This is a genomic window from Flexivirga sp. G2 (assembly GCF_055397625.1).
Window position 1 is genome coordinate 3,221,755 of sequence record NZ_AP039675.1, and the last position, 17,105, is coordinate 3,238,859.

At 67.6% G+C, this 17,105-nt stretch carries 18 protein-coding genes; 6 read left to right on the forward strand and 12 right to left on the reverse strand.

The window, feature by feature from the left end; all coding sequences use genetic code 11:
• Positions 1-3: 3 nt before the first annotated feature.
• Genes rsmD through ACZ50J_RS15645 form a run of 3 tightly spaced genes read right to left on the reverse strand, consistent with a single transcriptional unit; the run spans position 4 to position 4,304 of the window.
• Entirely contained in the window at positions 4-579 is a 576-nt protein-coding gene (gene rsmD, locus ACZ50J_RS15635; protein WP_464298078.1) for a 16S rRNA (guanine(966)-N(2))-methyltransferase RsmD, read from the reverse strand.
• Positions 576-2,789, reverse strand: coding sequence for an ATP-dependent DNA helicase RecG (locus tag ACZ50J_RS15640; protein WP_464298079.1), 2,214 nt, complete (start codon positions 2,787-2,789; stop codon positions 576-578). The genes rsmD and ACZ50J_RS15640 overlap by 4 nt, the downstream gene beginning before the upstream one ends.
• Positions 2,790-4,304 (reverse strand): DAK2 domain-containing protein, encoded by a 1,515-nt coding sequence (locus ACZ50J_RS15645; protein ID WP_464298080.1) that lies wholly within the window; start codon positions 4,302-4,304, stop codon positions 2,790-2,792.
• Between the two features lie 182 nt (positions 4,305-4,486).
• Here ACZ50J_RS15645 and rpmB point away from each other — a divergent pair, with 182 nt between their 5' ends.
• Positions 4,487-4,681: a 50S ribosomal protein L28 gene (rpmB, locus tag ACZ50J_RS15650; RefSeq protein WP_166118878.1), complete on the forward strand. Its 195-nt coding sequence runs from the start codon at positions 4,487-4,489 to the stop codon at positions 4,679-4,681.
• Between the two features lie 153 nt (positions 4,682-4,834).
• On the opposite strand, the gene ACZ50J_RS15655 is transcribed toward rpmB, so the two are convergent.
• From ACZ50J_RS15655 to thiL, 3 genes are all read right to left on the reverse strand, one after another.
• The gene (locus ACZ50J_RS15655; RefSeq protein ID WP_464298081.1) at positions 4,835-5,149 is read right to left on the reverse strand and encodes a hypothetical protein; all 315 of its coding nucleotides are present in this window, start codon (positions 5,147-5,149) and stop codon (positions 4,835-4,837) included.
• Between the two features lie 29 nt (positions 5,150-5,178).
• A complete protein-coding gene (locus tag ACZ50J_RS15660; RefSeq protein WP_464301360.1) occupies positions 5,179-6,846 on the reverse strand; it encodes a sodium:solute symporter family protein in 1,668 nt (555 codons plus the stop codon).
• A gap of 126 nt (positions 6,847-6,972) precedes the next feature.
• Positions 6,973-7,959: a thiamine-phosphate kinase gene (thiL, locus tag ACZ50J_RS15665; protein ID WP_464298082.1), complete on the reverse strand. Its 987-nt coding sequence runs from the start codon at positions 7,957-7,959 to the stop codon at positions 6,973-6,975.
• Positions 7,960-8,082: 123 nt separating this feature from the next.
• Here thiL and ACZ50J_RS15670 point away from each other — a divergent pair, with 123 nt between their 5' ends.
• Positions 8,083-8,316, forward strand: coding sequence for an Lrp/AsnC family transcriptional regulator (locus tag ACZ50J_RS15670; protein ID WP_188838156.1), 234 nt, complete (start codon positions 8,083-8,085; stop codon positions 8,314-8,316).
• Positions 8,313-8,765, forward strand: a complete 453-nt coding sequence (locus ACZ50J_RS15675) for a DUF3515 family protein (RefSeq protein ID WP_464298083.1) — start codon at positions 8,313-8,315, stop codon at positions 8,763-8,765. The genes ACZ50J_RS15670 and ACZ50J_RS15675 overlap by 4 nt, the downstream gene beginning before the upstream one ends.
• Here ACZ50J_RS15675 and ACZ50J_RS15680 read toward each other — a convergent pair.
• Complete coding sequence (locus tag ACZ50J_RS15680) at positions 8,762-9,916, reverse strand: D-alanine--D-alanine ligase family protein (protein WP_464298084.1); 1,155 nt, start codon at positions 9,914-9,916, stop codon at positions 8,762-8,764. The two genes, ACZ50J_RS15675 and ACZ50J_RS15680, sit on opposite strands and share 4 nt — an antisense overlap.
• A gap of 70 nt (positions 9,917-9,986) precedes the next feature.
• Between ACZ50J_RS15680 and ACZ50J_RS15685 the strand changes: the two genes are divergently transcribed.
• Positions 9,987-11,060 carry a trans-sulfuration enzyme family protein gene (locus ACZ50J_RS15685; RefSeq protein WP_464298085.1) on the forward strand — a complete coding sequence of 358 codons (1,074 nt, stop codon included), beginning with the start codon at positions 9,987-9,989 and terminating at the stop codon, positions 11,058-11,060.
• A gap of 25 nt (positions 11,061-11,085) precedes the next feature.
• Here the strand turns inward: ACZ50J_RS15685 and ACZ50J_RS15690 are convergent, their stop codons facing one another.
• Both ACZ50J_RS15690 and ACZ50J_RS15695 read right to left on the reverse strand, forming a co-directional pair.
• A complete protein-coding gene (locus ACZ50J_RS15690) occupies positions 11,086-12,087 on the reverse strand; it encodes an NAD(P)H-dependent glycerol-3-phosphate dehydrogenase (protein WP_464298086.1) in 1,002 nt (333 codons plus the stop codon).
• Positions 12,084-12,869, reverse strand: coding sequence for a lysophospholipid acyltransferase family protein (locus ACZ50J_RS15695; protein WP_464298087.1), 786 nt, complete (start codon positions 12,867-12,869; stop codon positions 12,084-12,086). The genes ACZ50J_RS15690 and ACZ50J_RS15695 overlap by 4 nt, the downstream gene beginning before the upstream one ends.
• Positions 12,870-13,028: 159 nt before the next feature.
• On the opposite strand from ACZ50J_RS15695, the gene cofC reads away from it, so the two are divergent.
• Both cofC and ACZ50J_RS15705 read left to right on the forward strand, forming a co-directional pair.
• Positions 13,029-13,661: a 2-phospho-L-lactate guanylyltransferase gene (gene cofC / locus ACZ50J_RS15700; protein WP_464298088.1), complete on the forward strand. Its 633-nt coding sequence runs from the start codon at positions 13,029-13,031 to the stop codon at positions 13,659-13,661.
• A gap of 49 nt (positions 13,662-13,710) precedes the next feature.
• Positions 13,711-13,923 carry a hypothetical protein gene (locus ACZ50J_RS15705; RefSeq protein WP_464298089.1) on the forward strand — a complete coding sequence of 71 codons (213 nt, stop codon included), beginning with the start codon at positions 13,711-13,713 and terminating at the stop codon, positions 13,921-13,923.
• Between the two features lie 82 nt (positions 13,924-14,005).
• Here ACZ50J_RS15705 and ACZ50J_RS15710 read toward each other — a convergent pair whose 3' ends face one another.
• The 3 genes from ACZ50J_RS15710 to leuC form a co-directional block, all read right to left on the reverse strand.
• A complete protein-coding gene (locus ACZ50J_RS15710; protein ID WP_464298090.1) occupies positions 14,006-14,650 on the reverse strand; it encodes an HU family DNA-binding protein in 645 nt (214 codons plus the stop codon).
• Positions 14,651-14,966: 316 nt separating this feature from the next.
• Positions 14,967-15,560, reverse strand: a complete 594-nt coding sequence (leuD, locus tag ACZ50J_RS15715) for a 3-isopropylmalate dehydratase small subunit (RefSeq protein ID WP_464298091.1) — start codon at positions 15,558-15,560, stop codon at positions 14,967-14,969.
• A gap of 37 nt (positions 15,561-15,597) precedes the next feature.
• Positions 15,598-17,001, reverse strand: a complete 1,404-nt coding sequence (gene leuC / locus ACZ50J_RS15720; RefSeq protein WP_464298092.1) for a 3-isopropylmalate dehydratase large subunit — start codon at positions 16,999-17,001, stop codon at positions 15,598-15,600.
• Positions 17,002-17,105: the final 104 nt, after the last annotated feature.

A 17,105-nucleotide genomic window follows, 5' to 3' on the forward strand; every position in this document is an offset into this window, starting at 1 on the left:
GACTCACGCTGTTTCGCCCTCCGGGACGTAGTCCGCGAACCAGCAGGTGGTCTCGCCGTAGCGCCGGGGTCCGATCAACTCGATGCCCGCCGGCCACACCGGCTCGGCGGACCGGCTGGACCGCTCGACGACGAGTATGGCGTCGACGGCCAACGAGCCGTGCTCGACCAGGCGGGCCAGCACCTCGGCCAGCGCCTCATCGGTCACGGCGTATGGCGGATCGATGAACACCAGATCCGCCCGTGGCGACAACGGACCACTCACGACCGCTTCGACGGTGCCGGCACGGACGTGAACGCCCGCGAGCCCGAGATGACGAACGTTCTTGTCGATCGTCGCGGCGGCCTTGCGGTCCGATTCGACCAGCAGCGCCGACGTGGCGCCGCGCGACACCGCCTCCAGCCCGAGCGCACCCGAGCCGGCATAGAGGTCGACGACATGCCCGCCGGCGATCGCGTCGAGGTGCTCGAGGCGCCCGAAGACGGCCTCGCGGACCCGATCCGAGGTGGGCCGGGTGCCGGAGCCGGGCGGGGTGAGGAGTCGGCGGCCGCCGGCGACACCGGCAATGATGCGCGTCATCCGCGCTCCAGGAACGCCGCTTGTTCCTCGCTGAGCCGGTCGGCGACGAGCTGTGCCAACCGCGGATGGCCGGTCAGGTCCGGGTCGGTCGCGACGATCGCCGTCGCGTCCTCGCGGGCGAAGTCGATCAACTCCACGTCGGAGGGATGACTCAGCCGCAGCAACCGCAACTGGCTGCGCGTGCCACTCTGCGAGGCGCCGAGAACATCGCCCTCGCGGCGCAGCGAGAGATCGAGGTCGGCCAGCCGGAACCCGTCGGACGTCGCAGCCACGGCTTCGATGCGTTCCACCGTCGCCGGGTTCTCGGTTTCGGTCACCAGCAGACACAACCCGGCCGCGTCGCCACGACCGACGCGACCGCGCAACTGGTGCAACTGGGAGATGCCGAATCGGTCGGCATCCATAACGACCATCACGGTCGCGTTCGGGACGTCGACACCGACCTCGATCACCGTGGTCGAAACCAGCACATCGATGTCGCCCGCTCCGAACGCCTGCATCACGGCGTCCTTGTCCTCGGCCGACATCCGTCCGTGCAGCATCTCGATCCGCAGGCCCTGCAACGACTCTTCGCCGCGCAGTCGCTCGAGTTGCTGGTGCACGCCGGTCAGCTCCCGCTGCGCTTCGGGCTCCTCACCCTCGTCATACGCCTCGAAGTCGACCGGCGGCTCGCCGTCGAAATCGACGCTCACCTCGAGCGATGCGTCCATCGGGTCGCCGATGCGCGGGCAGACGACATACGCCTGATGCCCCGCCCGCACCTCTTCGGCGACACGCTCCCAGGTGCGGGTCATCCAGTTGGCCCGGTTGCCGGGGACGACATGGCTGGCGATCGGTTGCCGACCACGCGGCAGCTCACGCAGCACCGAGGTGTCCATGTCACCGAACACCGTCATCGCAACCGTCCGCGGTATCGGGGTCGCGGTCATCACCAGAACATGCGGCGGTCGAATCGCCTTGGCGCGCAAGGCATCCCGCTGTTCGACTCCGAACCGGTGCTGCTCGTCGACGACCACCAGGCCGAGGTCGGCGAACATCACGTGCTCCTGGATCAGCGCGTGTGTGCCGACGACGATCCCGACGTGGCCGGTGGCGACGTCGAGCAGCACCTTCTCGCGCTGCCCCTTGGTCATCGAACCGGTCAACAGCGCCACCCGGGTGGCGTTGTCGGCACCGCCGAGCATGCCGGCCTGGCCGAGCTCTCCGAGCATCGCGCTGATGGACCGCTCATGTTGTTGGGCGAGCACCTCGGTGGGCGCGAGCAGCGCTGCCTGACCGCCGGCGTCGATCGCCGCGAGCATCGCGCGGAGCGCGACGATCGTCTTTCCCGAGCCGACCTCACCCTGCAACAGCCGGTGCATCGGGTGGCCCTGCGCCATGTCGTGGGCGATCTGCTCACCGACCTCTCGCTGGCCGTCGGTCAACTGGAACGGCAGTCGCGCGTCGAACGCCTCGAGCAGCCCACCCGAGACGGCGTTGCGTGGGGTGGCCTCCTCTTGGCGTGCCTGCGCTCGCCGTTGCGCCAGGACGGTTTGGACGACGAGCGCTTCGTCATACCGGAGACGGCGTTTGCCGCGCCCCCAGTCGGCGTCCTGGTGCGGCAGGTGCACGTGTTCGTATGCCGAGCGCAGATCCAGCAGCTTGCGGTCATGGCGGACCTCGTCGGGCACGGGGTCGTCCAACTCGACCTGCTCGAGCACCAACCGCATGGTCTGGGTCAGCTGCATGTCCGTGACGCCCTTGACCGCCGGGTAGAGCGGGATCAGCCCACCCCGGTAGACCGGGTCGGTCTCCCCTCCGGTGAAGAGGGTGTATTCGGGATGTGCCAACTGCAGCGTGTGCCCGTAGGTCTGCATCTTGCCGCGGAACACACCGTGCGCGCCGGACACCAGTCGCTCCTCGTGTCCCCATGCGCTGAAGAAGACGAGTGAGGCCTGCTGCCCGTCGGCGTCCTGCAGCACTGCGGTGAGCATCTTGCCCTTGCGACCGCGCATCGGGCGGGTCTGCGCGGAGACGATGGTCGCCACCAGCACGGCATCCTGGCCAGGATGGAAGTCGGACAGCCGACCGCTCTTGCTCGCGTCGAGATAACGACGCGGCAGGAAGTCGAGCAGGTCACCGACCGTGCGCAGGCCACGTGCCTTCTCCAGCTTGGTGGCAACTGCTCCGACGACGGGCTTGAGCGAGCTGCTGCGGGTGATCACCACCACCTACTCCACCCCGATGGTCAGCAACGGCTCGCCGATCCCGCCGGCGACATGCGTCACGTCCACCGAGGGGTGTTCCCGCCGAACGGCGTTCAGCAGACCGTCGATCCGCTCCGCGTCCAGGCCGTCGCCGGTCACCAGAGTGACCAGCTCCGCCTCGCCCGTGCTGTGGATCAGCTCTCGGATCTGCCCCATCAGTGCATCATCCCCCGGGTCACCGACAATCCGGCTGCTGCGCACGTCGGCCGCCGCATCACGTGCCGTGGCACAGAGCTGTTCGAAATCTGCGTCGGTGTCCAGCACTGTTGCCGCAGCGATCGCCTGCGCGGAATCGCGTCCGACGGCGACGACATCGTGCTCGGGTCCGAGTGCCTGCGCGGCGTCATACGCGTCCGGAGCTGCACACAGCAGCAAGGTGCCCGATCGTCCGAGCCGCGCGCTCAACGCCACCTCGTCGGTCCAGTCGGTCACCGTCGGGATCCCTGCGCGCTGCAACTGATGCGCCACCCCCTGACCGTGTGCGAGGGCGAGCACCGCGATGTCGGGCGGCTCCTCCGATCGATGATCGGCGAACCGGGTGATCCGGAATCGGTGTGCGTGCCCCGACCCGACGCCTGCGTTGACCGCCGCCGCGACGTCGTCGACGTGGACATGGACGGAATAGCGGTCCGGCCCTCCGGCGACCACGAGCGAATCACCGAGGTCGTGCAAGGTCGCCTTCAGATCACCGACCGCGGTCTCGGTCGTCCCGTCGAGCAGGAACATCACTTCGTATGACGGGCCGTCCGCCGGAGCATGATCACCGCAGTCGACGGGTAGTTCCACCGAACCCTTACCGGTCCTGCTGATCCGCAGCCATTCGGGTTGTTCACCGGCCGTCGTGGCCAGCCCACCCGCGCCGTGGACCACCCGCTGCAACGCCTCGAGCACCAGCAGGTAGCCGGCACCCCCCGCATCGACAACACCGGCCCGAGACAGCACCGGGTTGTCGATCCGGGTGCGCAACAACACGTCACCGGCACCCTTCACGGCGGCGTCCACGACGCCGGCCAGGTCCGCTGCCGCTCCGGCGGCTTCGGTCGCAGCCTCGCCGGCCGCGGTCGCCACAGTCAGGATCGTGCCCGGGACAGGAGCGGAGACGCCGTCCTGCGCCAGCTGGGCCGCTCGCGCGAGCACCTCCGCCAACTGGCTCCCACCGATCTCCCGGCCGCCGGCTGCCGCAACGACCTCGCTCACCCCACGGGACAGCTGGCTGAGGATCACGCCCGAGTTGCCACGTGCGGCGGTCAACGTGGCGTCGGCCATGGCCGCGGTCGCGGCGACGAGGTCCTCGGGTGCCCGTCGGTCCAGTTCGTCGACCGCGTCGCTCATCGTCATCAGCAAATTGCTGCCGGTGTCACCATCGGGGACCGGGAAGACGTTCAGGGCGTTCAATGCCTCCGCGTAGGCCGCCAGATCGGCGCGTGCGGTGATGACCCATCGGCGCAGCGCTGCCAGATCGAGGTGGGCGAGCGGCATGAGACGCTGGATACCTTTCCGGTCGGCGGCGCGGAGCACCCCGAGCCTAGTCATAGGCCGGGTGGCCCGTTTTGGAGACCAGGCACCGCCTCGGCTACTCTTGTGCGGTTCCCGTTTGCGCCATGCCTTGCGGCATGCCTTCGGGCCGGATCGTTTTCAACCATTATCCAAGGAGATTCACCGTGGCTGCCACCTGCGACGTCTGCGGCAAGGGACCCGGCTTCGGTCACAACATCTCGCACTCGCACCGCCGCACCAAGCGTCGTTGGAACCCCAACATCCAGCGCGTCAAGGCGCTGGTGGGCGAGGCCGGTGTGACCCCGAAGCGTCTGAACGTTTGCACCTCCTGCCTGAAGGCCGGCAAAGTCAAGCGTTGAGCTGAGTTCTTCGCTCTCAGAACGGGCTGTCCCTATGGGGACGGCCCGTTTTTGTATGCCGGAGGGCCACGAAGCATCAACCGACGCAGCAGAACGCCGACAGGCTCACCCATGGGTAAGCCTGTCGGCGTTCTGAGCCTCTCGGCGAAGGAGTCAGTCGTCCTTCGAGAGGTTGGGGTTGCTCAGCTCTGCGGCAGCCTTGTCCCGCTCGAGCTCGACCTCGTCGACCACGATCGGTCGCAGGTAGGCCCACAGGGCCATCAGCACGGCGAAGATGAACATGCCGAGCCCGCACCACAGGTTCAGGTTGACGTCGTCGGCCTTGCGCTTGTCATCGGCCGTGAAGTTGACCAGGCCCATGATGAACAGCACCACGCCGTAGATGCCCATCAGCGCCGCGATGATGTTGCGCACGTCGAACAGGCCGGCCGTGTGCTTCCGCGGGGCGTTCGTTGTTTCAGCAGTCATGACTCTTCAGCTCCTTTCAGGGCAGCCGGTCAGTGGAAGACCACGTTGAGGATGATGACCAGGACGAGGGAGACTCCGGCCAGCTTCGGCGGCGACAGCCACCAGTGGGCGACTGCGTCCTCGGCGTGGTCCTCCTTCGGGGTCAGCGACTTCACCAGGCCACGCAACTCCGAGTCGGGCTTCGGGACGGTGAACCCGGTGACGACGACGCTGACGACGATGTCGACCACGAATGCCGCACCGGCACAGACGAAGCTCGCACCCTGACCGCTGAGGCTGAGTGCACCCACCGACAGCGAACCGAGCGCATCCTCGGACAGGATGCCGACGACGACCGCTCCGAGTGTTCCGGCGACGAGACCGGTCCAACCGGCGGTCGGTGTCATCTTCTTCCAGAACATGCCGAGGATGAAGGTCGCGAACAACGGTGCGTTGAAGAAGCCGAACAGCGTCTGCAGGTAGTTCATGACGTTGCTGTACTGGCTGGCGAACGCCGACGTACCGATCGCGAGCACGGTCGCCACGACGGTCGCGATGCGTCCGAAGTCCAGGTAGTACTTGTCGTCGCGGTCCTTGACGACGTACGTCTGCCAGATGTCGTACGACATGACGGTGTTGAACGCGGAGATGTTGGCCGCCATACCGGCCATGAACGCGGCGAGCATGCCCGCGATGGCGACACCGAGCAGACCGTTCGGCAGCAGGTCCCGCATCAGGAAGAGCAGCGCGTTGTTGTAGTCGTGCGTGCCCGATCCGGAGAATGCGCCGAGGCCGGCGGCCGCCATACCGGGAATGATGATGATGAAGGGGATGAACATCTTCGGGAAGGTGCCGATGATCGGCGCCCGACGAGCGGAGTTCATGTCCTTGCTGACCATCGCGCGCTGGACCTCGACGAAGTTCGTGGTCCAGTAGCCGAAGGACAACACGAAGCCGAGACCGAAGACGATGCCGATCACGGACAGGGTCGCGCTGCTGAAGCCGGTGAGCCCCTGGCCGGGCCAGGACTGCATCGGGTCGTGGGCGAAGTTCTGCGCGTGCAGCTTGTCCTTCAGGCCGCCCCAGCCACCGATCTTGTGCATCGCGATCAGCGTCAGCGGCAGCAGTGCCGCGACGATCACGAAGAACTGCAGCACCTCGTTGTAGATCGCCGCGGACAGTCCGCCGAGGGTGATGTAGGAGAGCACGATGATCGCCGCGATGACGGTGGAGACCCAGATGCTCCACCCGAACAGCGTGTTGACGATGGTCGCCAGCAGGTAGAGGTTGATGCCCGCGATCAGCACCTGTGCCACCGCGAAGCTGATCGCGTTCACGAGGTGCGCCGTCGATCCGAAGCGGCGGAACATGAATTCCGGCACGCTGCGCACGCCGGAGCCGTAGTAGAACGGCATCATCACCACTGCCAGGAACAGCATCGCCGGGATGGCGCCGATCCAGTAGTAGTGGAACGTGGCCATACCGATCTGCGCGCCGCTGGCCGACATACCCATGATCTCGGTCGCGCCGAGGTTCGCGGAGATGAATGCCAGGCCCGTGATCCACGCGGGCAACGATCGCCCGGACAGGAAGAAGTCGACGCTGCTGGACACCTGACGGCGGGCAACGAGACCGATTCCGATGACGAAGACGAAGTAGAGCGCGATGAGGATGTAGTCGACCGGTCCGGCATCGAGTCTCAACGCGGACGAATCCATGTGCATGGGGGCACCTACGGCTTTCTGTGGGGCCATCGAAGCAACTCGACGGGACGCAACGGGAGTGCGCGACTGCGCAGACACTACTCCGCAGGTGACACGTTCCAACGTTCGGTGTTGAGCGTTTCAGTCGGTCTTTGCCGAACCGAAATGATCCCAACCCACGCTGGCGTGCTCCCGGCCTCCGACGGTGATGCCTGATCCGGGCGCAACGACGCCGATCACGCGCCATTCCGGCGGCACCGAACCGCTCGGGAAACACGCGAGCAGACAGTGTTCCTCTCCCCCGGTGAGCACGCAGGTCTCGGCGTCGGCGACTCCCACCGCGCCGGCCAGCTGCTGTATGTCGCCGGCGAGCGCCGCCGGGTCGAGGTCGATCCGGACGCCGCTCGCGTGGGCGATCCGCCCACCATCGCGCAACAGACCGTCCGAGATGTCGAGCATCGCGGTCGCCCCGGCGCGTGCAGCCACCGGCCCTTGGTCGTATGGCGTGCGCGGACGGCGTTGCGCGAGCACCAGATCCGCGTCCTTGTCCGGCTGATCACGTTGCAGGAGGAGCAGCCCGGCGGCTGCCCGTCCCAGGCTGCCGTGCACGGCCACGTCGTCGCCCGGCCGAGCACCCGACCGTAGGACAGCAGCGACGCCGTCGAGCTCGCCGAGCGCGGTGATGCTGACCATCCTGGTGCCGGCGGGCGCGGACGACAGGTCACCGCCGACCACCACGGTCCCGGCGGCCTGCGCCGCGTCGGCGACACCGGCGGTGAAGTCCGCGACCCAGTCCAACCGCGTCTCCTCACCAGCGACGAGCGTCACCAGCAACCCGGTGCAGCGGCCTCCCATCGCGGCGATGTCGGCGACGTTCTGCACCACCAGCTTGTGCCCCACGTCGGCGCCGTCGGACCACTCATCCAGCCAGTCCCGGCCGAGCACCATGGTGTCGGTCGTCGCGAGCGCCGCCCCGGAGCGGACCCGCAACAGCGCAGTGTCGTCGCCCGGCCCGATCAGCACGTCGTCGCTGCTCGCGAAGCGCGGCAGCACGGTGTCCAGGAGCTGCTGCTCCTCCACGTCGGCCAGTGTGCGCGGGTCCCCGGACCGGGTCCTGGAGTGCGTCATACCTGCTGAATCCACCCTTCGTCACCGCGCGCTTGTCCACGCACGGTAGCGTTTCCGCGGGCACGGCGAGCGTGCCGGCACCCCGTCCCGCGGGGCTTCGCAAGACACTCGGGAGACTACGCAATGGTTCAGGCCTACATCCTCATCCAGGCGGACCTCGGCCAAGCGACGGCTGTCGCCGCCGCGGTGCGCGAGATCCCCGGCGTGCTGTCCTCGGAGGACGTCACCGGCCCGTATGACGTCATCGCCCGCGCCGAGGCCGAGACGCTCGACAAGCTGGGCTCGCTGGTCGTCGCGAAGATCCAGGAAGCCCCCGGCATCATGCGCACGCTCACCTGCACCGTGGTCCATCCTTGATCCGTTCTCTCACCGTGGCCGCCTGCACGGTGGCGCTCACCGCGTCGCTCGTCGGCTGCGGAGGTGACGATGCCGTCAAGGCGTCCCCCGCCGATCTGGCGTCGAATCCGTTGTGCGCCAAGGCTGCTCGGCACTGGCCCACCACAGTGGCCGACCAGAAAGCACGCAAGGTGACCACGAAGTCACCGACCGTGGGCGCTTGGGGTGACCCGGCGATCATCGCCCGCTGTGGCCTCACGTCGCCAGGCCCGACGACCGAGCACTGCGTCAGAGTCGACGGCGTCGACTGGGTCGGCACGAAGCTGTCGGACGGAGCGCGCTACGTCACCTTCGGTCGCTCGCCCGCGGTCGAGGTACTGGTCCCGACGAAGTACAACGCGTTCCCGCCGCTCGGTGCCTTCACCGCAGCGGTGCGGCAGATCCCACAGGGAACCCACCGCTGCAGCTAGCGCAGGCCGACGCGTCGCTCCAGTGCGAGCTCGATCAGCTCGGTGATCAACGACGGGTAGTCGAAGCCGGACTCCGCCCACACCCGCGGGAACATCGACGACGGGGTGAAGCCCGGCATCGTGTTGATCTCGTTCAGTGTCAAGCCCGTTCCGGCCTCATAGAACCAGTCCACACGTGACAGGCCCTCGCAACCGGCCGCCTCGAAAGCCTTGACGGACAGTCGCCGGATCTCCTCCGCGACCTCCTCGGGCAGGTCCGCGGGACAGCTCAGCTGCGCGTCGCTGTCGAGGTACTTCGCCTCGAAGTCATAGAAGGTATGGCGGTCGCCGGTCACCGTGATCTCGCCGATCTTGCTAGCCCGTGCGGGGTCCGAACCGCGCCCCTCGAGCACGCCGCACTCGACCTCGCGACCCGCGATCGCGGCCTCCACCAGCACCTTGGGATCCGACTGACGTGCGACCTCGATGGCCTGCTCCAGGTCTTCGGGACGGTCGACCTTGACGACACCGACGCTGGACCCCGCACGCGCCGGCTTGACGAAGACCGGCATACCGAGGCTGGCGACCCCGTCGAGACAGGCGGCGCTGTCGCGACGCCACTCCTTGTCGGTGATCACGACGTGCGGGCCGACCGGCAGCCCGGCGGCCGAGAAGACGACCTTCATCAGCGCCTTGTCCATCATCACCGCGGACGCGGCCACACCGGAGCCGACATAACGGGTGTCGGCGAGCTCGAGCAAGCCCTGCAACGTGCCGTCCTCACCGAACGGTCCGTGCAACAGCGGCAACACGACGTCGACCGATGTCAGCCGCCGCGGAGGTTCGTTCGGCGCGAAGACCATCACCTCGCGAGCGCCGGGATCGGTCGACAACAGCGCGGTCGTCTCCCCCTGCACGCTCGGCGTGTGGTCGGCGGTGAGCTGCAACGGCTCCGGGTCGTCGGCGACGAGCACCCATCGACCGTCCTGCGCGATGCCGATCGGCACGATGTCGAACCGGTCACGGTCGATCGCGCGCAGCACGCTGGCCGCGGTCGAGCAGGACACCGCGTGCTCGCTGGACCGGCCGCCGAAAACGATTGCGACGACGGGCTTTCGGGTGGATTCATCGGCAGCTGAGCTGGCACCTGCGGCCGGACTGTTCTCACTCATCACCGTGAGCCTAACGTGCAGGACGTGGACGGCCGCGCTATGCAACCGTAGGGCGTGCCAAGGTGGGCGCATGCCTGAAGACGCCAGCAGCTACTCCCCCGCGACCCGACTGGTCGGACTCGGACGCCCTGCCCGGCAGGCCGGAGCCCCGGCGAGCCCGGACATCGAGCTCAGCTCGACGTATGTCGCCGGCGACGGCCCGGCATACGGGCGCTTCACCAACCGCACATGGGAGGCGCTCGAGCAGGTGCTCGGTGATCTCGAGGGCGGCAGCGCACTCGCCTTCGCCAGTGGTATGGCGGCCGTGAGTGCCTGCGTGGACCTGACGCCACAGGGTGGCACCGTCGTCCTGCCGGAGCACGTCTACAACGGGAGCAGCTCCCTGGTCGACCGACTGGCCGAGCACGGACGACTCGTCCCGCGACGGGTCGACCCGACGGACACCGGCGCAGTGCTCAACGCCCTGGACGGCGCGGACCTGGTGTGGCTGGAATCGCCGACCAACCCGATGCTCGAGATCGCCGACCTGCCGACCATCCTGACGGCGGCTCGTGATCGTGGCGTCGTCTCGGTCGTCGACAACACGTTCAACACGCCACTGTTGGCGCGACCGCTGGAGCGGGGCGCGGACGTTGTCGTGCACTCGGTCACCAAGTTCCTCGCCGGCCATTCCGATGTCGTGCTCGGTGCGGTCGTGACCGCCTCCGACGACGTGCGAGAGCGCTTGCACATCCACCGCACTCTGCACGGCGCCATACCCGGTCCGCACGAGGCGTGGCTGGCACTGCGCGGCATGCGCACGCTGCACCTGCGGATGGAGCGCTCGTGCGCCAACGCGGCGGAGCTCGCGGACCGGCTGGCGAAGCACCCTGCGGTCGGCGCCGTCCGTTATCCTGGCTTCGGCGCGATCGTCTGCATCGAGCTCGCCGGGGGCCGCAGCGCGGCGGAGGCCGTCGAGCACGCTGTCCGGCTGTGGCTGCCCGCAACGAGTCTCGGCGGGGTCGAGTCATCGCTGGAGCGTCGGCGTCGGCATGCCGGCGAACCGACGAGCGTCCCGGAACAGCTGCTGCGGTTGTCGGTCGGCGTCGAGGACGTCGAGGACCTGTGGCGTGACCTGGACGCCGCCCTCGGGTCGGCCGGCTGACGTCGTCGTAGCCGGGTGACCCCGGCTAGTTCGTCTCGTGCTTGCGGGCGCGGGACATCAACGCTCCGACGACGTCCTTCGGGTCGCGGCCATCGTGCACGACCGCCGCGACGTTCTCGACGATCGGCACGTCGACGTCAGCACTCTGCGCCAGCTGCAGGATCGACTCGCACGACTTGACACCTTCGGCGGTCTGCTTGGTGCCGGCGATGACCTCGTCGAGCGACATCCCGGACCCGAGGCGATAACCGAACGTACGGTTGCGCGACAGCGGGGACGCGCACGTGGCGACGAGGTCACCGACGCCGGCGAGGCCGAGAAAGGTCTGCGGGTCGGCGCCCAACGCCGTTCCCAGCCGGGCGGTTTCGGCGAGCCCACGCGTCAGCAGGCTGGCCATCGTGTTGTCGCCCATGCCCATGCCGGACGCCATGCCGACGGCGAGTGCGATGACGTTCTTGGTGGCACCGGCTATTTCGGTCCCGACGACGTCGGTGCCCAGGTAGGGCCGGAAGTATGACGTCGCGCTGGCCTCCGCCACCTTGGCCCGCACCAGGGGACTCGCGGCTGCGACGACGGCGGCAGCCGGCTGCCGGGCGGCGATCTCGGGTGCGAGGTTGGGCCCGGACACCACGACGATGCGGTCCTGTTCGACACCGCCTGCCTCGGCGATCACCTGACTCATCCGTTCGCCGGTGCCCAGCTCGATACCCTTCATCAGCGAGACGATCGGCGCATTCGTGGGCAGCAGGTCTCGCCAATCGGCCAGATTGCCACGCAACGTCTGCGACGGGACGGCGAGCACGACGATCTCCGCACCGTCCAGCGCGTCGGCATACGAACCGGTGGCCGTGATCGATTCCGGCAGCTCGCGTTGGGCGAGGTAGGCGGAGTTGAGATGAGTGCTGTTGATCTCGTCGACGACCTCCTGCCGCCGCGCCCACAACCGGACCGTGCACCCGGCGTCCGCCATGATCGCGGCGTATGCCGTGCCCCAATTGCCTCCGCCGAGCACTGCTACCTGAGTCATCGGTCACCCTTCGTCTCTGACGGGTCGGCGATCTTGTGCGGCCCGTCACCGCCGCGCGCCGCATGCTGGGTGCGCGGGTCGAATCGTGTGTCGGGCGCCTTCGCGTGCCGGATGCCCTCCAACAGCCGCGTGATCTCGTCCATCAGCCGCACGCTGGCGGTGCGAAGCTTGACGGCATCGATCGGACCCTCCCGCAGGTCGCTCAGATCGACCTCCGGACCGGCGGCGACGTGGATCAGCTTGCGCGGCAACAGCTTCGGCACCTTGTCGCGGTAGGGCCACATCATCTCCTGGGTGCCCCAGATCGCGAACGGGACCAGCGGCACGCCGCTCTCCAGCGCCAGTCGTGCGGCGCCGGATTTGCCGACCATCGGCCAGAAGTCGGGCTCGCGGGTGATCGTGCCCTCGGGGTAGACGCACACGCAGGCCCCGCGCTCGAGTGCCTCGGTCGCCGCGGACAGCGCGGACGTCGCCCGCGACGTGCCCCGGTAGACGGGGATCTGTCCGGTGCCCTGCAGGATCTGCCGCACCACCGGCGGTTTGAAGAGCGAGGCCTTGGCCAGGTAATGCGGGGCGCGGCCGGAGGCCACGAGGAAATGCGCCAGTGGGAAGTGGTCCATGTTCGAGATGTGGTTGGAGGCGGCGACGAAGCCTCCGTCGCGCGGGACGTGCTCCATGCCTGTCCAGTCACGGATGGTGATCCGCTGCAACACCGGGTACAGCGTCGTGATCACCTTGGAGTACATCGGCTCGATGTTCTCCGTCATCGGGGGACGCGACACGAGTGTTGGCTCCTTACCTCAGTCCGCACGGCGGTCCTGGCTCTGCCCGCACAGGGCGCGACAATACCTGCAGTTCTCACTATCCAACCCCACTCCGCCGCCGCCGCGTAAGTGAACCGCCGCGACAGGCGTGTCGGTCGGTCTGAGAACATCGTCCACGTGGAAGCCGCAGTCACCTCGACCTGGCACGTGATCGTTCCGGTGAAACACAGTGCGAGGGGGAAGTCTCGACTGCGCCCGCCCGCGGGTGTGCAACGACGCGACCTCGCACTCGCCATCGCGCTGGACACCCTCGACACCGTGCTGGCCGTCGTACCCGCGCACCAGGTGTTCGTGGTGACCGCGGACCCCGAGATCCGTCTGCAGCTACGCGGTTCCGGCGCGGCGGTCGTGGACGACCCGGCGCGCGGACTCAATGCCGCTGTCGCTGCGGGCATTTCGGCAGTCAGCGCGGCGGCCCCGCACAGCCCGGCCGCTGTCCTGCTCGGTGATCTTCCGGCTCTCAATGCCGCCGAACTGGCCCGCGGGCTGGCGGCCTGCGCGGCCGCCGAGGCAGCCGTCGTACCCGACCACGAAGGCAGTGGCACCGTGTTGTTGACCCATCACGATGCGGCACGATTGGTCCCCCGATTCGGGACGGGTTCGGCTGCGCGCCATGCGCGTTCGGCGACGACGCTCGAGCTCGATCTACCCCGGCTGCGGACCGACGTGGACAACGACGCGTCGCTCCGTCGCGTCCGTGAACTCGGTGTCGGACCGTGGACCGGACGACTGCTGGACTCCCTCGCCTGAGCGCGCGCCGCGCACGGTGCCAGTTCCTCGTACCCGTAGGCTGGCAGGCATGCAGGCGACCATTCACACCTTCGACAACGACAGCGGCTCCGGCAGTGTGCTGACCGACAACGGCCGGCTGTTGACCGTCGATCACGAGACGTTCGCGAAGTCGCACCTGCGCCATCTGCGACCCGGGCAGCGGGTCAGTATCGAAGTGGGTGGCGAAGGTGTCACCCGCCTCTGGATCGACGGCATCGGCCCCGGTCAGCGGATCCGCTGACCGAACTTCCCGGAGAACAGACCGACGGCCATCCCGTGTGAAACACGAGATGGCCGTCGGCGGTTGCGCGACGTGCGATGCGTCAGCGACGCGAAGCGCGCTTGGCGGTGGTCTTCTTCGCGGTTGCCTTCTTGGCAGTCGTCTTCTTGGCGGTGGTCTTCTTGGCCGCCGCCTTGGCCGGAGTGGCCTTCTTGGCGGTGGTCTTCTTCGCGGCCGCCTTGGCCGGGGTCGCCTTCTTGGCGGTGGTCTTCTTGGCCGCCGCCTTGGCCGGAGTGGCCTTCTTGGCGGTGGTCTTCTTCGCGGCCGCCTTGGCCGGAGTGGCCTTCTTGGCGGTCGTCTTCTTCGCGGTCGCCTTCTTGGCCGTGGTCTTCTTCGCAGCGGTCTTCTTGGCGGGTGCTGCTGCCGCCGCGGTCGACGCGCGACCACCGGCGTTGCCGGTCTTCGGCAGCGAGCGCGGGTTGGCCACTACGGCCTTGAACGCCGTGCCGGGCTTGAACTTCGGCACAGCTGTCTTCTTGATGCGCACTGTCGTGCCGGTGCGCGGGTTGCGGCCGGTGCGGGCCGCACGCGAGATCTTCTCGAAGGTGCCGAAGCCGGTGATGCCGACCTTGTTGCCCTTGGCGACCTCGCGGATGATGGCATCCACCACAGCCTCCAGCGCGTCGCTGGCTGCCTTCTTACTGCCGAGACGGCTTTCCAAGCTCTGGATGAGCTCTGCCTTGTTCATGGGTCCTATCCCCTTCGGGTGGTGCCGGCGTTCGACCGGACGTCCTATTGCACTTCCTCAAGCTGACGCTCGATTGAGACAGACGGTATGCCCACCACGTCAAGTCGGCAACCTGCAACGCCGCTCTATTTGCCCATGGCACAACAGCTTTGGGCGGTCCAAGAGGTCCGCACCGGGTCAATTCCACCCTGTGCGCATGCCGCGCCGGGAGCGCGTCATACCGTGTCGCGATATCTCAACTTCTTTTAACACCAACACAATTCGCGCGGGGCCCCCAAAAGGGACACCCGCGCGAAGTGGTATGACGGACAGCTGGTCAGGCCGGTTGGGTCGACGGTTTCCAGCTCGGTCGGGCAGATTCGAAATTTGTGATCTGATCCGCGTGTCGCAGAGTCAGACTGATGTCGTCCAAGCCTTCCAACAGGCGCCAGCGGATGTAGTCGTCGACCTCGAATCCGAAGACGTGCTCGCCGGCGACCACAGTCCGCTGCTCGAGGTCGACGGTCACCTGCATGCCCGGGTCGTTCTCCAAGAGCTTCCACAGCAATTCGATGTCCTCCTGCCGCAATTGGGCGGCGAGCAGTCCGGCCTTGCCCGCGTTGCCGCGGAAGATATCGGCGAACCGCGAGGACAGGACGACCCGGAAGCCGTAGTCCATCAACGCCCATACCGCGTGCTCACGGGACGAGCCCGTGCCGAAGTCCTGACCGGCGACGAGCACCGAACCGCCCCGGAACGCAGGGTTGTTCAACACGAACGTCTCGTCGTTGCGCCACGCGGCGAACAGGCCGTCCTCGAAACCCGTGCGGCTGACGCGCTTCAGGTAGACGGCCGGGATGATCTGATCGGTGTCGACGTTGCTGCGCCGCAACGGAACTCCCACGCCGGTGTGCTGGGTGAATTTCTCCATGGCTCGTGTCGCTCCTCTTCCCTCGGCTCGGTGCAGCTCAGTTGGTGGTGGTCAGGTCGGCCGGACTCGACAGCGTCCCGCGGATCGCGGTCGCAGCGGCGACGAGTGGGCTGACCAGGTGCGTCCGACCGCCCTTGCCCTGTCGTCCCTCGAAGTTGCGGTTCGAGGTGGACGCACTCCGCTCGCCAACAGCAAGCTGGTCGGGGTTCATGCCCAGACACATCGAGCACCCGGCGAGCCGCCATTCGGCACCAGCTTCGGAGAAGACCTTGTCGAGTCCCTCGCCCTCGGCCTGCAGCCGCACCTTCGCCGATCCGGGCACGACGAGCATCCGCACTCCGTCGGCCACCCGGTGGCCCTTGATGACGTCGGCGGCCGCACGCAGGTCCTCGATCCGGCCGTTGGTGCATGAGCCGAGAAACACTGTGTCCACTGCAATTTCGCGCAGCGGCATACCCGGTGTCAGGCCCATGTACTCGATGGCTCGCTGCGCCGCGGCCTTCTCGTTCTCGCCCGGGAAACTCTCGGGGTCGGGCACGTCCGCGGACAGCGGGAGTCCCTGCCCGGGATTGGTTCCCCACGTGACGAACGGCGTCAGTGCGCTGGCGTCGATGTCGATCTCGGCGTCGAAGGCGGCGTCGTCATCGCTGACCAACTCCGACCATGCCTGCACCGCGGCGTCCCAATCGGCACCCTGCGGAGCGTGTTCGCGATCCTTCAGATAGGCGAACGTCGTCTCGTCCGGGGCGACCATGCCGGCCCGGGCACCGGCCTCGATCGACATGTTGCACATGGTCATTCGAGCTTCCATCGACATCTCACGCACCGTCGATCCGCGGTACTCGAGCACGTAGCCCTGGCCGCCGCCGGTGCCGATCTTGGCGATGACAGCCAGGATGATGTCCTTCGCCGTCACACCCTCCGGCAGCGCGCCCTCGATGTTGATGGCCATCGTCTTGAACGGGTTCAACGGCAGCGTCTGGGTCGCGAGCACGTGCTCGACCTCGCTGGTGCCGATGCCGAAGGACAACGCACCGAACGCGCCGTGTGTCGACGTGTGGCTGTCGCCGCAAACGATCGTCGTACCGGGCTGGGTCAGGCCCAACTGCGGGCCGATGATGTGCACGATGCCCTGCTCGGCATCACCCATCGGGAACAGCCGCACGCCGAACGCCTCGCAGTTCGCGCGCAACGTCTCGACCTGGGTGCGACTCACCGGGTCCGTGATCGGTCCGGCCGTCGTGGGGACGTTGTGGTCCTCGGTGGCAACCGTCAGGTCGGGCCGGCGCACCGTTCGACCCGACAGCCGAAGTCCCTCGAACGCCTGCGGGCTGGTCACCTCGTGCACGAGATGTAGGTCGATGTAGAGCAGATCCGGCTCACCGTCGGCCTGGCGCACGACGTGTTGTTCCCAAACCTTTTCCGCCAACGTGTTTCCCACGTCGACCCTCCTTCACCGAGCCTCGACCCGGGGCGACTCTCGCCCCGGAACACCTGTTGCCGACCGAGCCTGACCGTGAAACTCGCCACAAGGACTTGCGTCTC